The sequence below is a fragment of the Flavihumibacter profundi genome (assembly GCF_020076305.1).
Lineage (GTDB): Bacteria > Bacteroidota > Bacteroidia > Chitinophagales > Chitinophagaceae > Flavihumibacter > Flavihumibacter profundi.
Genome location: NZ_JAIQXE010000004.1, coordinates 197,167 through 211,516 on the forward strand (window position 1 = coordinate 197,167; position 14,350 = coordinate 211,516).

At 42.8% G+C, this 14,350-nt stretch carries 11 protein-coding genes; 1 reads left to right on the top strand and 10 read right to left on the bottom strand.

All coding sequences use genetic code 11. The annotated features are described in order from the left end of the window. Positions 1–90: 90 nt before the first annotated feature. The 5 genes from hpt to LAQ65_RS19245 form a co-directional block, all read right to left on the bottom strand. A complete protein-coding gene (hpt, locus tag LAQ65_RS19225) occupies positions 91–633 on the bottom strand; it encodes a hypoxanthine phosphoribosyltransferase (protein ID WP_224118636.1) in 543 nt (180 codons plus the stop codon). A gap of 1 nt (position 634) precedes the next feature. Further along, positions 635–1,816, bottom strand: a complete 1,182-nt coding sequence (locus LAQ65_RS19230; protein ID WP_224118637.1) for a glucosaminidase domain-containing protein — start codon at positions 1,814–1,816, stop codon at positions 635–637. Positions 1,817–1,821: 5 nt separating this feature from the next. After that, positions 1,822–2,460, bottom strand: coding sequence for an O-methyltransferase (locus LAQ65_RS19235; protein WP_224118638.1), 639 nt, complete (start codon positions 2,458–2,460; stop codon positions 1,822–1,824). Positions 2,461–2,505: 45 nt separating this feature from the next. Then, on the bottom strand, positions 2,506–3,201 hold the full coding sequence (locus LAQ65_RS19240; RefSeq protein WP_224118639.1) for an LOG family protein: 696 nt from the start codon (positions 3,199–3,201) through the stop codon (positions 2,506–2,508). A 101-nt stretch (positions 3,202–3,302) separates the two neighbouring features. Beyond that, positions 3,303–4,757: a sodium:solute symporter gene (locus LAQ65_RS19245; protein ID WP_224118640.1), complete on the bottom strand. Its 1,455-nt coding sequence runs from the start codon at positions 4,755–4,757 to the stop codon at positions 3,303–3,305. A 67-nt stretch (positions 4,758–4,824) separates the two neighbouring features. Here LAQ65_RS19245 and LAQ65_RS19250 point away from each other — a divergent pair, with 67 nt between their 5' ends. After that, entirely contained in the window at positions 4,825–5,364 is a 540-nt protein-coding gene (locus tag LAQ65_RS19250; RefSeq protein ID WP_224118641.1) for an LOG family protein, read from the top strand. 4 nt (positions 5,365–5,368) lie between these two features. On the opposite strand, the gene LAQ65_RS19255 is transcribed toward LAQ65_RS19250, so the two are convergent. Genes LAQ65_RS19255 through recG form a run of 5 tightly spaced genes read right to left on the bottom strand, consistent with a single transcriptional unit; the run spans position 5,369 to position 14,344 of the window. Next, positions 5,369–5,953, bottom strand: a complete 585-nt coding sequence (locus tag LAQ65_RS19255) for a hypothetical protein (RefSeq protein ID WP_224118642.1) — start codon at positions 5,951–5,953, stop codon at positions 5,369–5,371. A 10-nt stretch (positions 5,954–5,963) separates the two neighbouring features. Next, on the bottom strand, positions 5,964–7,502 hold the full coding sequence (locus LAQ65_RS19260) for an FAD-binding oxidoreductase (protein WP_224118643.1): 1,539 nt from the start codon (positions 7,500–7,502) through the stop codon (positions 5,964–5,966). After that, positions 7,453–8,496, bottom strand: coding sequence for a PorP/SprF family type IX secretion system membrane protein (locus LAQ65_RS19265; protein ID WP_224118644.1), 1,044 nt, complete (start codon positions 8,494–8,496; stop codon positions 7,453–7,455). Before LAQ65_RS19265 ends, LAQ65_RS19260 begins: the two co-directional genes overlap by 50 nt. Before the next feature lie 17 nt (positions 8,497–8,513). Next, positions 8,514–12,176, bottom strand: a complete 3,663-nt coding sequence (locus LAQ65_RS19270; RefSeq protein WP_224118645.1) for a DUF7948 domain-containing protein — start codon at positions 12,174–12,176, stop codon at positions 8,514–8,516. A gap of 47 nt (positions 12,177–12,223) precedes the next feature. Continuing rightward, the gene (gene recG / locus LAQ65_RS19275) at positions 12,224–14,344 is read right to left on the bottom strand and encodes an ATP-dependent DNA helicase RecG (protein WP_224118646.1); all 2,121 of its coding nucleotides are present in this window, start codon (positions 14,342–14,344) and stop codon (positions 12,224–12,226) included. Between the last annotated feature and the right edge of the window lie 6 nt (positions 14,345–14,350).

Sequence of the window (14,350 nt, forward strand, 5' to 3'; positions counted from 1 at the left end):
TGGCTACTGCAGTTTTCAGGAGGGGGTCGTTTCAGGCAGAAAGTTACCTATTTATCTATTGATAGTCAAGTAAATGCCTTGCAGAATTTTCTATTGCTCTTCTTTAAGCCTGTATATGTCTGCAAGATTCCGGCCCAAACCATCGTAATCGAGCCCGTAACCAACTACAAATTTGTCGGGGATAGAAAATCCAAGGTATTTTATTGGTATCGTGTATTCAGTGGCTTCCGGCTTGTTCAGTAAAGCGACTAATTCAAGAGATGCAGGGTGCTGGTGCCTCAGCTGTGGCAGGAAGGCATTTAATGTTTTCCCGGTGTCGACAATGTCTTCAATAATGACCACATGCCTGTTGTGTATATCTATATCCAGGCCAATCGCAGTTACTACCTGCCCGGTTGACTTTGTGCCTTTATAAGATGCCAATTTTATAAAGCTGATTTCTGCTTCAATGGGTAAATTTTTAAAAAGGTCTGCGGCAAACATGAACGACCCATTTAAAATAGCAATAAACAATGGCCGCTTGTCCTGGTAATCTTCGCAAAGTGAAGCTCCTAACCGATGTATTGCCTTATCAATTTCAGCTGCGGTTAAATAAGGTTCAAAAACCTTATCCTTCACTTTAATGGTTGACATATCAGTTAGTGTAGATGATTAATTCCTGGCCGGTTTTCAGGCTTGCATTGGAAAGTTTATTCCACTCCCGGATTTTTTCTGGACTCACCCCATATTTACGACCGATCCCGAAAAGGGTTTCTTTGTTTTGAACAATATGCCTCGTAAAAGTTGGTGTTGCTTCAATCTGGGCCGTTGCTGAATATGTAGTATCCACTGTTGGTGCGGCTCCTGCCAGTAAGGGTCTTGCCGGAGATTTGTCTTTGAGGAATATTCTTTCCCCCACAGCCGGCGTCATACCAACTTCGAGGTGATTCAGCTCAAGAATACTTTCATAGCGGATACCTTCCGCCTGAGCTATATCATAAAGGGTTTCTTCCTGTTGTACATAGTGGAAAAGATTTGCCCCTGTTTTTCTTTTCCGTTGCAGGTAAATCAATTGGTCCTCTGCCAGAATATCTCCTTCCCCCTGGGTCATATCATTAAATTCGAGCAGCCTTGCAAGGGAAAGGTCGTGCGCATTAGCAACAGACAACAAAGATGTTCCTCCTTTTACAAATACGACCCGGGTCTCATTGATCTGGAAAACGCCATCAGGATACGCTACCACAGGAGTAAGGACTTCTGCCTTATTAATGACTGAAGGAGTTCCTGAATTGGCCATATCTTCCGGAACCGGGAGTTTACCCATGGCAATCAACGTATACTGCTGCAGGTTATATGTTTCAATCAGGTTCACCAGGATCTGCGAATATTTGATATTAGTGGCGTAGCCGGCTTTCTTTAAGCCATAAGCCCATCCTTTATAATCGGTTGGTGCAAGACGGAACAGGAATGCATACCTGTCGCTGCTCCGCAGGAAATCGGAATGGTCGCGATAGGAATCAATGGCTGATGGGTAGCTACGAAAACATTCTCCACTGGCATCATCATCGTGGTATACTTTATCACCGGACCAGCCCGATTTGCATTTGATACCGAAATGATTATTCGATTTCAAAACCAGGTCACTACGCCCGGCTTCAGTTTCATGGATTCCTTGTGCCAGCTTTATTGAAGCAGGCACACCTGTCCGTTGCATTTCTTCAATAGCCAGTTGCCGGTAAGCGTTTATATATTCAATTACAGCAGCAGATTGCTGGCCAAACGCAAAATTGGTCAATCCAACAAAAAATGTAACTATATAAAAAAGTGAACGAAGCATTTCCATTATTTTTTTTGCACCAATAAAAGGCCATCCCGAAGGGTTACCAGAACTTTTTCAACCCGGTCATCTTTTTCAACAAACTCGTTAAATGCCTGGATTGCTTTAGCATTTTTCCCCTTCAGGGAAGCGGCCAGCACTTCACCATGAAATAAAACATTGTCAGCAATAATCAAACCACCCTTCCTTAACCGGGGCAACACGAGCCCATAGTAATTCAGATAAGCAGTTTTATCAGCATCTATGAAAACCAGGTCCCATTCAAAGGGCAACCCTGGTATTATTTGTGAAGCCTCGCCTTCATGCAAAATTAGTTGTTGAGAATTCGGCGAAAGGTTAAAATTTTTCCTGGCGGTAGCTGCATCGGCAGGTCTTAATTCAATAGTATGTAACTGTCCGTTTGCAGATAAGCCTTCGGCCAGGCATAATGCACTATATCCTGTAAAACTGCCGATTTCAAGAATATAATCAGGCTTCATTAACCGACTGACCATTGCAAGGAACCTCCCTTGCAAATGGCCGCTAAGCATATGGTAGTGCGGATGTTCTACCTTTGTTTCGGCTGCAATAGCCTTCAGCAACTCCGGTTCGGGTGAACTGAAGCGCTCAGCATATTCAGTAACTGCAGCTTTAATTAGATCCAATGACAAAAAAATTTCAGGCAAAATTAGGGCTTCTTTGCCAATCAACTAGAAATTGGGTTGCAGGGGATGCTTGCTGTAAAAATGCAATACATGTTCTGCTACCTCATCGGCTGTATCAACGACTTTCAATAGATCGAGGTCATCAGTAGATATATATTCTTCGGTTAACATTGTTTTTTGCAACCACTGCATCAGCCCGGTCCAATATTCCCTTCCTACAAGAATCAGTGGAACCTGCAGCATTTTACCAGTTTGGATAAGGGTAGCCACTTCAAAGAACTCATCCATGGTGCCAAATCCGCCTGGCATCATTACAAATCCCTGGGAATACTTGGTAAACATTGTTTTACGTACAAAGAAATATTCAAAATTGAGATTGGCATCACGGTCAATATATGGATTGGCATGTTGTTCAAAAGGGAGTTCAATATTTAAACCGACTGATTTACCAGCACCCAATTGTGCACCCTTATTTGCTGCTTCCATTATACCCGGACCGCCACCGGAAATAATACCAAACCCTTCTTCTGCCAGCCTCTTGGAAATATCAACAGTTAACTCATATGCATTATGGCCGGGCTGGGTGCGGGCCGAACCAAAAATGGAAATGCATGGTCCGAGCTTGGCAAGGGCTTCAAAACCATCCACAAACTCAGCCATTATTTTAAATATCTGCCAGCTTGAATGCGCTTTTGATTCACTCCAACGCCTTTGTTTTGTCATCCGGATCGTATCGTTCATAGTCTTCGTTTTAAGGTTAGGAGACAACGATGCCACCCATTGCTACCATGGATGGCATCGTAGTAATACAATAATATGAACGTAAAATCTCCCTTATTAGTTTATGAAACGGCCTGTTTTTTTGAAATGATTAACAGCCCCAGGAAAGTGAGTAACCCGTTGATTAATAGCAGTTCAATCCCAATCTGGAAGCCGCCTAACCAGCCAGCAGAATACTTACTAATTATAAAACACAAAAATGGTGACAGTAAACAAACGAAGGTTACAGCAAAGTTGTCGGGAAATTGCTTTTTTGTGAGGATGCCAAAAGAGAATAATCCCAATAATGGGCCATAAGTATAACCTGCCAGGTCAAGAATAATACTTATTATGGATTTGTTATTGATCCATTTAAATACCAGGATAGAAATCATGAATATAACAGTGAAGGTCAGGTGTACAATCATGCGGGTCCTTTTCTGCTGTTTATCGGTGAGCCCAGGATTCCGCCTGATGCCCAGGATATCAATACAGAAAGATGATGTAAGTGCAGTCAGGGCGCCATCCGCACTTGGGAACAAAGCAGAAATAAGCGCGATGATGAATATTATGGATACCGCAGGAGGCAGGAAATTCATAGAGACTGTCGGAAAAAGGTCGTCGCCTTTTACTGCCATGCCATTCTGCTCTGCGAATATGTATAATAATCCGCCCAGTAACAGGAAAAGGAAATTCACAAATACAAGAACCACGCTAAACGATAGGATATTTTTCTGGGAATCCTTTAACCTTTTTACACTGATATTCTTCTGCATCATTTCCTGGTCCAGTCCGGTCATTGCAATAGTTATGCAGGCACCTCCGATTATCTGCTTCAGAAAAAACCCTTTACTGTTAAAGTCGGTATTGAAGATTTTTGTGTACCCTTTAACTGACAATGCATCCATTGCACCAGAAAAACCAAAACCCAGGTGGTTCATTGTATAGAGTACACATACTACAAGGCCTAGCAACATGAAACTGGTTTGGAGTGTATCAGTATATACAATTGTTTTTACGCCCCCTTCGAAAGTATAGAGTAATATCATCAGTAAAATGACCAGGGCAGTTATGAAGAAAGGGACGCCCAGCCTGTCCAGGATAAATAACTGCATTACATTGATCACCAGGTAAAGTCTGGCTGTAGCACCAACAGTTCTGGAAATTATAAAAAATAGTGCACCTGTTTTATAGGCCGCAAATCCGAATCTTTGCTGAAGGTAATTGTAAATGGAAGTAAGGTTCAACCGGTAATAAAGCGGAAGCAATACGAAAGCAATTACCAGGTAGCCCAAAAAATAACCAAATACTACCTGCATGTAACCAAATGCATTTACTGCAACCGTACCCGGAACAGATACAAATGTTACACCACTTAATGATGTACCAATCATGCCGAATGCCACTAGTATCCAATTGGAATTTTTATTACCGATAAAAAAGCTATCATTATTGGCATTACGGGAAGTGAACCAGGCCACTGCCAGTAATATCAAAAAATAGGCAATTACAATGGAGAAAAGCAGTGTTGGAGACATGCCGCTATGTTTTTTCTAAAATAGCTACAAATTAATGATCATTACTATTACTTTAGCAGATTAATATATGAACATCAAGGCTATAGCAGTTTTTTGCGGATCGCAGGCAGGAGCCAACCCTATATTCACACAACATACAACTGAACTGGGCAGGTTTATTGCCATGTTAAACATCAAACTTGTTTATGGCGGTGGGAAAAAAGGGCTGATGGGTACAATTGCAGATGCAGTTTTACAAAATGGCGGGGAAGTAATGGGTGTAATCCCAAAAATCCTTACAGAATGGGAACAACAACACGAAGGACTAACAGAACTGGCGGTGGTAGCGGATATGCATAGTCGAAAACGAATGATTTATGAAATGAGCGATGCTGCTATAGTACTGCCTGGCGGATTTGGCACCCTTGATGAACTATTTGAAATGCTGACATGGAATCAGTTGAAGATACATGACAAAAAAGTATATATCCTTAATTCATGCGGGTATTATAGCGGCCTGATTCAATTCCTGCGAAATGCAGAAAAGGAAAACTTCCTTTATGACGCAATAGACTCAAGGATCATTATTTGCAATAACCCGGTTGAGTTATTCAATAAAATACACTAATCCATTACAGGCCAACATTTACTCCCACGCTGAAAAATACATTACTACCATAGGGGGTTCCTGGATTAGTTCCGGTACCCATCTTATTAAGCAGGTCATATTGGGCCATAATTACAAATCCACCCGACCTGCCCATGGGTATTATTCCCCCTGCACCCAATAAAAGAGAAGGTATTATAGTACCATTTAACGAGCTCTTGGAACCGCCATAGCTGTAGCTGCCCCAGATATAATTCATTTCAGGTTGCAGCTGCGCAAATAATTGTGGTATCGGATAAACTCTTCCAAAAACATTCATTCCGGCCACTCCCTGCTCCCAAGTTTCCCCATAGGAGTTTTTTTGACTTGAATAAATAGCATTAATACCAACACCGGCAGCAAAATACCTATTGAACATGTATCCAGCCTGTGGCGAAACATTTATGAGTGTATAGGTGCCAAAAGCCAACCCAAAACTACCGCCGACAAAGAGCCGGCTTTTGTCAAATCCTTTTTTGACAGGCTCTTCCTGATTACCCTGGCTGTCTTGTGCAAAAGCGCCTGTAACTACAACAGCAAGTAGGGAAAAGGTTATAATTATTCTTTTCATTAAAAGGTATTTAAGCATCAAATATTTTTCCCGCATTTAAAATATTATGGGGATCGAAAATTTTTTTTATTCCACGCATTAGTCGAAACAGGGTATCATCCAGGACGATATCCATAAACCTCTTTTGCACCAATCCTATGCCATGCTCTCCGCTGATGGTTCCACCCAGCCGGTACACAAGTTCAAACAATGCCCGTAAACCTAATTGCATATTAACATTATCCTGACTATTTAATGTTCCCTCCTGCTTTATCCTGATATGGAGGTTTCCATCGCCGGCATGTCCGTAACAAACGGCATTAAAGCCATACTTGTTGCCCAGGTCCTTAACTCCCCTGATTAGGGCGGGCAATTCAGCCCTTGGCACCACTGTATCTTCTTCGATGGTGTAACCGGCAATTTTAACCGCTTCTGCTACCCTTCGCCGCAATTTCCATAGTTCTGCCTTCTGTTGTGAATCGTCTGCAAAAAACACTTCCCCGCAATTGTACCGGGTGAGTAATTCAGCAATTGCTTCCATTTCGGCCATTAAGGTATCGGGATGGTTTCCATCAACTTCTATAATGAGCTGTGCTGCAGTATCAGGAGTAAGAGGAACTACTGTACTGTCTACAAAATCACTAACAATTATGAGGGCATCAATTTCAACTAATTCAAGTCCGCTTGGCGTAAATCCTGCCCTGAATATGGCACTAACTGCTTCACAGGCGTTCTCAAGTGAGGCAAAAGGCACCAGCATCAGCAGGTCGTGCCTGGGGTGGGAGATTAGTTTAAGCACAATTTTAGTAACAATTCCCAATGTTCCTTCGCTGCCTACCAATAATTGCGTCAGGTTATAACCGGTAGAATTTTTTAACACATTTGCCCCGGTCCAGATAATTTCCCCTGTAGGCAAAACCAGTTCGAGGTTCAAAACATAATCCCTTACCACACCATATTTTACCGCTTTGGGGCCGCCACTGTTCTCTGCAATATTTCCGCCTATAAAACAGGATCCGCGACTACTTGGGTCGGGTGGGTAAAACAATCCTTTCTCCTTTACCGCCATTTGTAATACCTCGGTAATTACACCTGGTTCAGTGATTACCTGGCCATTTCGCTCATCAATTTCCAAAATTGAAGAAAACCTTTCCATCGACAACAGGACACCGCCCAGTTGGGGCAAAGCGCCACCACTTAAGCCTGTCCCGGCCCCCCTTGGTGTTACAGGAATATAATGCTCATGGCAAAGCCGAAGGATGGCACTGATTTCTTTGGGCGTGCGGGGTTTAACTATGACTTCTGGTGAAAAAAATAAGTGTTCCGTTTCATCATGGCCATATTTCAGGAACGATTCTGTATCAGTAAATACAAAATCCGGACCTACAATCTGCTGCAGCTGCCGCAAATGTTCTTCAGTTAACCTGCCTTTTTCGGGTATCAATTCCATAGCTGCTAAGAACGTTAGTTGCAAAAATCGGATAATTCGGGAAATCGTGAATTTACGGAAGGAAAGCCAGTTAAAACTTAGGGCAAAGTGACTGCCGCTGGTAGGCATTGTATTCTTCATAATACCCATTCTTCACCAGAGAAAATTCAATTGCACCTTGCGAGTTATTATACTTAGTCAATGATGAATTGGTGACATCATAGGTAAATGTCATCCTGAAGTTCTTCCATTGAAAACCTATTAAAGGAATAAAGGATTCATTGGAGCGATAGTAAATACCACCTATTACCTGGGTTTCGCCGTCTCCGCTAAGATTATAATTGGCACTTGCTCCAAGCAAAAATTCAGATGCTTTTGATTGGTTAGTATAGTATGCCATGGGGCTAAGGATAACCAGGTCATTCATTTTCATACTGGCATTCAGGAATCCTATATAGCGCGGCGCAAGCCGGTTGTCAAATCCTGCATCGGTAAAAAAGGTTTCCTTGGGCTGGTTGATATGGTGTACCGAAAATCCGGCATTCACATATAATTTATCCGTGGGGAAATAAGCATAGTTCAATCCGGCCTGGATATCAGCATAACTTGTACTTGTAGAATTAAAATAGACGGAAGTTGGCACGCCTGCATCAAAAAACCCGGTAGACTCGTTGAACTGATCCGGAAATTTCAACCTGGTTGGGTCAATCCGTTTATTGGCCCATCCAATATTAAACCCTGCAGAAAGCAAGCTTGCATATCCCAGCATCTGGTGATAAGCAATAGAACCGTAAATTTTTGTTGAAGTGAGGTTTCCGCTTCCGGCTGCATCCCTGAGAATTACACCACCCAATCCAATCCAGCCGTTCTCAATCCGGTTACGAAACACTTGCGCATCACCCCATATACTCACAGTTTTATAAGGCACATCCATTACACTAACCCACTGGCTGCGGTAATTTGCCCCAATCCGGTAATCAGCATCGGGAATGAACCCCGTATTAGCAGGATTAGTAGTTAACGGTGAATTGAAAAATTGAGAAAAGTGAAGATCCTGCGCTTTTACCGATGCAGAAAAATAGCCCGATAATAAAACTATCATCATTAATCGCCGCTTTATCTTATTGCTCTTCATTTCCTGATTATTTAGGATTACCGGATTAATGTTATATCTCCCTTTTTCGTTGTTCGGGTGCCATCTGTAAATTCAACATCAAGGACATAGGCATATACATCCATTGGTTGTACAACTCCGTTATATTTTCCATCCCAGCCTGATTTCATGTTATCTGATTCAAACACTTTCTGACCCAACCGGTTAAAAATCATAAACCTCATTTTTCCGATTGCAAATCCCCTTACAAATATTACATTATTAGGGGCTGGACCAAGAGGGGTAAATGCATTAGGAAGATCTACCCTTGGTGAAACTATAGCATCCACAGGCAGGCAAAGGGTATCAATACATCCAGATACATTCACTGCCACCAGGCAGGCATCGTAACGGCCCGTTTTATTGTATTGGTGGTCAATTGGTGCACGGGAAGCAGTTTCCTTTGTTTCATTATCACCAAAACTCCACAGGAAGTTGATGGCATCTGCTGATGAAGTATTTGTAAATGTAGTTGGTGTATTTTCTAATGGAGTAACCGGTGCAAAACTAAACCCGGCAGTTGGCGCACCCTGAACCAGGACATCCCTGAATGTGGAATCAACAATGTTACAGCTATTTGGGTCTGTTACAGTTAGTTTGACCCTGAATTTTCCAGCAGTACTAAATACTTTAACCGGTTCTTTATCGGTGGAAGACGTACCATCACCAAAATCCCATAAATAGGTTTGTCCACCTATAGAAGTGTTTGTAATAATTGCATTATAAGGCACACAGCCATTGGGCAGTTCAAACTGCGCCTTAACTAGTGGACTGAGGTTAAATTCTTTTACAATTGAATCTCCTGAATTACAGTAGACGGTATCATTTAAAATCAGCCTGACCTGGTAAGAGCCTGCTGACAAATAGGAATGATTAACACTGGTAAGACCGCCAACTTGCCTTGAACCATCACCAAAGTCCCAGATAAAAGAAGTATTTGAAAATGGTTTGGCTGGCGGTGGAACTGACAGGTTATCGAACCTGAAGGACAAGGATTCGCAAGGTGGTAATTTCGTAGCACTGAAATCGAGCTTAGCTTCATCAGCTCGAACCCTGATATTAATAAAAGCAGTATCGCTGATATTACAAGTACTTGAATCAATTGCTATAAGCCTTACACGATAGGTGCCAACTGCGTTATACACATGAGGTACTTCAAAATTTGTGGTGGCCAAATCCGGACTACCATCTCCAAAATTCCAGATATAGCTTTTCGCGTTTTGAACGGTATCTACCAATTTAACAGTTAATGGCACACAACCGGATGTGTCACGCACACCATTTATATAGGCTGACGCACCGGCACCAACACCTGCAAAATTAAAAGAGATCTTCAGTGCAGCGAGGTTGCATTCAGCACCATTACCTGTTCCATCGGCTCCTGAATATCCATTAGAACAGCACCATGCCCCAGGTGTTACGGGAAAACGGGGCCTTTGTGTGCCTAATGCCTGGCTAAAACAATTGGCACACATCGCCTGGTAAATAACACCATTTTGGTCGAAACGGCTTGTTCCTCCATCAACATGCTCTGAGAAATTGCCATTCTGCCCAAAATAGGTTGCATATAAAAGAGCAGAAGCATCTTTCTTGATTACGATAAAATAGAAGTCATGGTTGTCAGTAGTTTTCTTCAGGGCATCAGAGGTAATCTCCATTCCAGAAGTACCCTGCATAGGATAATTAGCGAGGTTTGATGCGCCCCAGCCAGATACATAAATATTCTGGCAACGGTCTACCAGGAATGCAACGGGCGAAATATTCGGAGTAGAACCAGCTGTCCCAAAAGTAGTTGTGTACTGCCAGCCTGAAAGGTCGAGTTTAAGTTTTCCAATAAAATTTTTCGCCCCGTCAACACCGTAAACGGCATTTTTTCTTGTCCAGGGGCCATAAGTTACGCCCATTACATAAGGATCGCCTAAGCGGTCGAACTCAAAGCCCAAAATAGCGTCTTTTTCAGTAGTTCCAATATATGTTGATTTTTTAAGCACGGTTCCATCGTTTGAAAAAACCGCGATAAACCCATCTGTTTCACCGCCAATATAATTTGGTCCAATTGTTCCAGTTTTATTACCCGGGAAATCATTACTTTTTGTAGACCCGCAAACCCATATATCACCATTAAAATCGTTAACGCCTAATACAAATCCAGCATCCAGGTCTTTTCCGCCAAAATAAGTGGACATCAGTATTGTAGACAAAGTAGGTGTTGCTTTTATCAGAACACCAGATTGCAAATCTGTACTTCCAGTCAGTGATTTGAAGGGCGCATTTGGGGTAACATAAAAATCTGCCGATTGTGTGCAGGATGCAAGGTAAATATTATCGTTTTTATCCAGGATGACTTCACTGCGGGCATCATCTCCATAAAAATTTAGTAACCCGTTTGGAGATCCTCCATGGCTGTCGCCGGTATTAATACCGTCGTTTCCTTGTCCGCCGATAACCACGGAGCCAACTAATGCTGTTCCAGTGGCGTTAAGTTCGGTAATTACGATATCCCACCCTCTTCTGTTGCCAAAAGATTGTAATGCTGGATAATCAGAAGAAGAAGTACGTCCTGCAATAATCAGGTTGCCTTTTGAATTAACAATAAGGCTGTGGGGCTGATCAGAGTATCCCCCTCCAACATAGGTAGCATAAACTCTTTGGGTTCCGTTAGGATTAAACTTCATGATACCCATATTAAAGGGCTCAGAACCCCCTGAAGCACTATATGTAGTTTGAAATGCACCAGGTGAAACAGGGAAGCCATTGCCGAAAACTATACCCCCGGTATACATAGTACCATCGCCGCCATAGGTTGCGGTGTAGCCCCAGTTGTCGGATTTGCTTCCGGTAAATGAAGCGAAAATCAGGGTTGGGTCAATGATAACGGTTGCCTTGGGGTCGTAGCTTTCCAAAGCGAACCGTACGGTATTACCTTTCAATTGGTATTTCGCACCAATAACAGTTCTTCCTTTGTCCGATAGTTGGTAGGTATAGGGTTGCATTTCACGGACTTCCCCAACACTAGTTTTGATAACAAGTTCACCTTTTCTCAAAGAAAGTTTTTCAATGCCTTCATACCGCATCACGATTTTGCCGGGGTCTCCACCTGGATTTATAATGTATTCGTATTTAACCCAGCCTTCGTCGGTAAAGTAACGGATATCAATATTAGGATATACGTTTTTATAAGTAACAGTATTGAATATACGACAACCTCCCGCCCATTTTGCTGGATCATTACCCAGGAAATAGTTATTATACCCCGGTTGCGGTTTTGACCCTTCTATTTCCGGCGACTCATTTGCACCTTCAAGTTCCATATTATAAGCATGCGAGCGGATAGTAAGGTCATTAGTTTTCCCGGGCACCTTCGCAACAGTATTAGCAGAAGCCATGCCATCTGCCCCCTGGCGACGGGAATTTGACTGCTGATCGGGCGCATGGCCATGAGCAAGTTCAGATAACTGCAATAAATCGGCGGAATTATGCTGCAGGATAGTAAAACCAGTTTTCCGGAGGAAAAATGCACCATTGCCTAACTCACCCATATAGGTAACACGCTTATCCCACTGTCCTTTGTTTTCAACAAATTCAAGTGCATTTGTATTCTTTTGGGCAAAGGCCGGCAAAGAAATTAGGGCGATTAGGAATATGTGGATATGCTTTAACAAGGTCATTGAATTTACATCAATAAAATGAATAATACCAGCGACTTAACCTATGAAATTTTACTCCAGGCCTGTTTGCCTTTCTGGGCATGAAGAAACGCTTTTAATGGCAGATTCTCAAGCGACGAAAGTGTAGGGTCAGCTTCAGAAATTGCCAGGGCTAGTTGCTTTGCCGCATCCAGCCAGTGTTTATCCTGAACTATATTGGCCAGTTTAAAATTCAATAAACCACTCTGCCTTGTGCCCTCAATATCGCCCGGGCCGCGCAATTCAAGGTCTTTTTCTGCAATCAAAAATCCATCATTTGTTGCACACATTATCTTTAACCGCTCCCGGGCCTCATTGTTTAATTGCATACCTGTTAATAATATGCAAAAACTCTTTTCACTTCCTCTACCAACCCTTCCCCTTAATTGGTGCAATTGTGATAAACCGAATTTCTCTGCACTTTCAATGACCATTACACTTGCGTTAGGAACATTCACGCCGACTTCAATAACAGTTGTAGAAACCATGATCTGAGTATCGTGCTTCACGAATCGTTGCATATTGGTTTCCTTCACTTCCGGTGCCTGTTTTCCATGAACCATGCTGATATAATACCGCGGTTCCGGAAAAAACGCTTTTACATTTTCATAACCGCGCATCAGGTTTTCCAGGTCAAGCTTTTCAGATTCTTCAATTAATGGGAAAATAATATAGACTTGCCTGCCTTTGTCTATTTCTGAACGTAAAAAATCCATTACGGTTGCCCTCGCGTATTCAAACCGGTGAACTGTTGTTATAGGTATCCGGCCCGGGGGCATTTCGTCGATAATACTATAATCGAGATCGCCATAAGCTGTCATCGCCAGTGTCCTGGGAATAGGTGTTGCTGTCATCACCAGAATATGGGGTGGAATAACTGCCTTTTTCCATAGCCTGGCCCTTTGCTCCACGCCAAAACGGTGCTGTTCATCTATAATGGCAAGGCCGAGATGATGAAATTGCACTTTATCTTCCAACAGCGCATGGGTACCGATCAAAAGGTCAATTTCACCTTCAACCAGGTCTTTTAGAATTTTTCTGCGTGCCGCGGTTTTCACCGAGCCGGTTAACAATTCAACCCGAACAGGCAATTCCTTCAATAAAGTTGTGATGCCCTGGTAATGCTGGTTGGCCAGGATTTCAGTGGGTGCAAGGAGGCAACTCTGGAATCCGTTATCTGCAGCAAGCAACATAGATAATAAGGCGACCATGGTTTTTCCGCTACCCACATCACCCTGCAAAAGGCGGTTCATCTGGCGGCCCTGTGCCATATCAGATCTGATCTCCCTGAGCACTCTTTTTTGTGCACCGGTTAAGTCAAATGGAAGGTAATTATGATAAAAAGTATTGAACAGGTTCCCCACCTGGGCAAAAACTACTCCATTCGAATAGCGATGTCTTTGCAACCTTATGAGGGAAAGACGCAGTTGTGCAATGAATAATTCTTCGAATTTGAGACGGTCCATGGCAGCCTGGTGTTGTTGCCCGGAAGAGGGAAAATGGATTTGCTGGTATGCATCAAACCTGGAAGGGAATCGAAACTGCTGTAAAATATTTGATGGCAGGTTTTCTGGCAGGTCACGTTCTTTGAGGGCAGACAATAAGCTGTATGTCAGTTTGCCGATTTGCCTGCCACCAAGAGATTTCGCCTTTAATTTTTCTGTACTTGGATAAACAGGTTCCAGGAAGGCTTTACCATTAATCTTTTCCGGGGTATAAATTTCCATTTCGGGATGGGTGATCTGGGGCATCCCATTAAAATATCCTGCCTTCCCATATACCAGGTAAACCTGTCCGACCTGCAATATTTTTTGTACCCAGCTGATACCCTGGAACCAAACCAGTTCCAGTTCGCCGCTGGCATCCTTCAAGGTCGCCACAAGCCTTTTACCCCGGTTTTCACCCATTATGGAAAAACCTGTTATCGTACCGGCAACTTGCAAATAATCGGATGAAGGATGCACAGAACTGATCGGACTGACCTTTGTTTTGTCAACATGCCTGAAGGGAAAATGGTCTAGAAGATCCTTAAAAGTGAATATCTGCAGTTCTTTCCTGAGGAGGTCCGCGCGGAATGGACCAACACCTTTCAGGTATTCAATGGAACTTGATAATATGGTAGCGTCGAAGCTGATCGGCGGCAATTTACC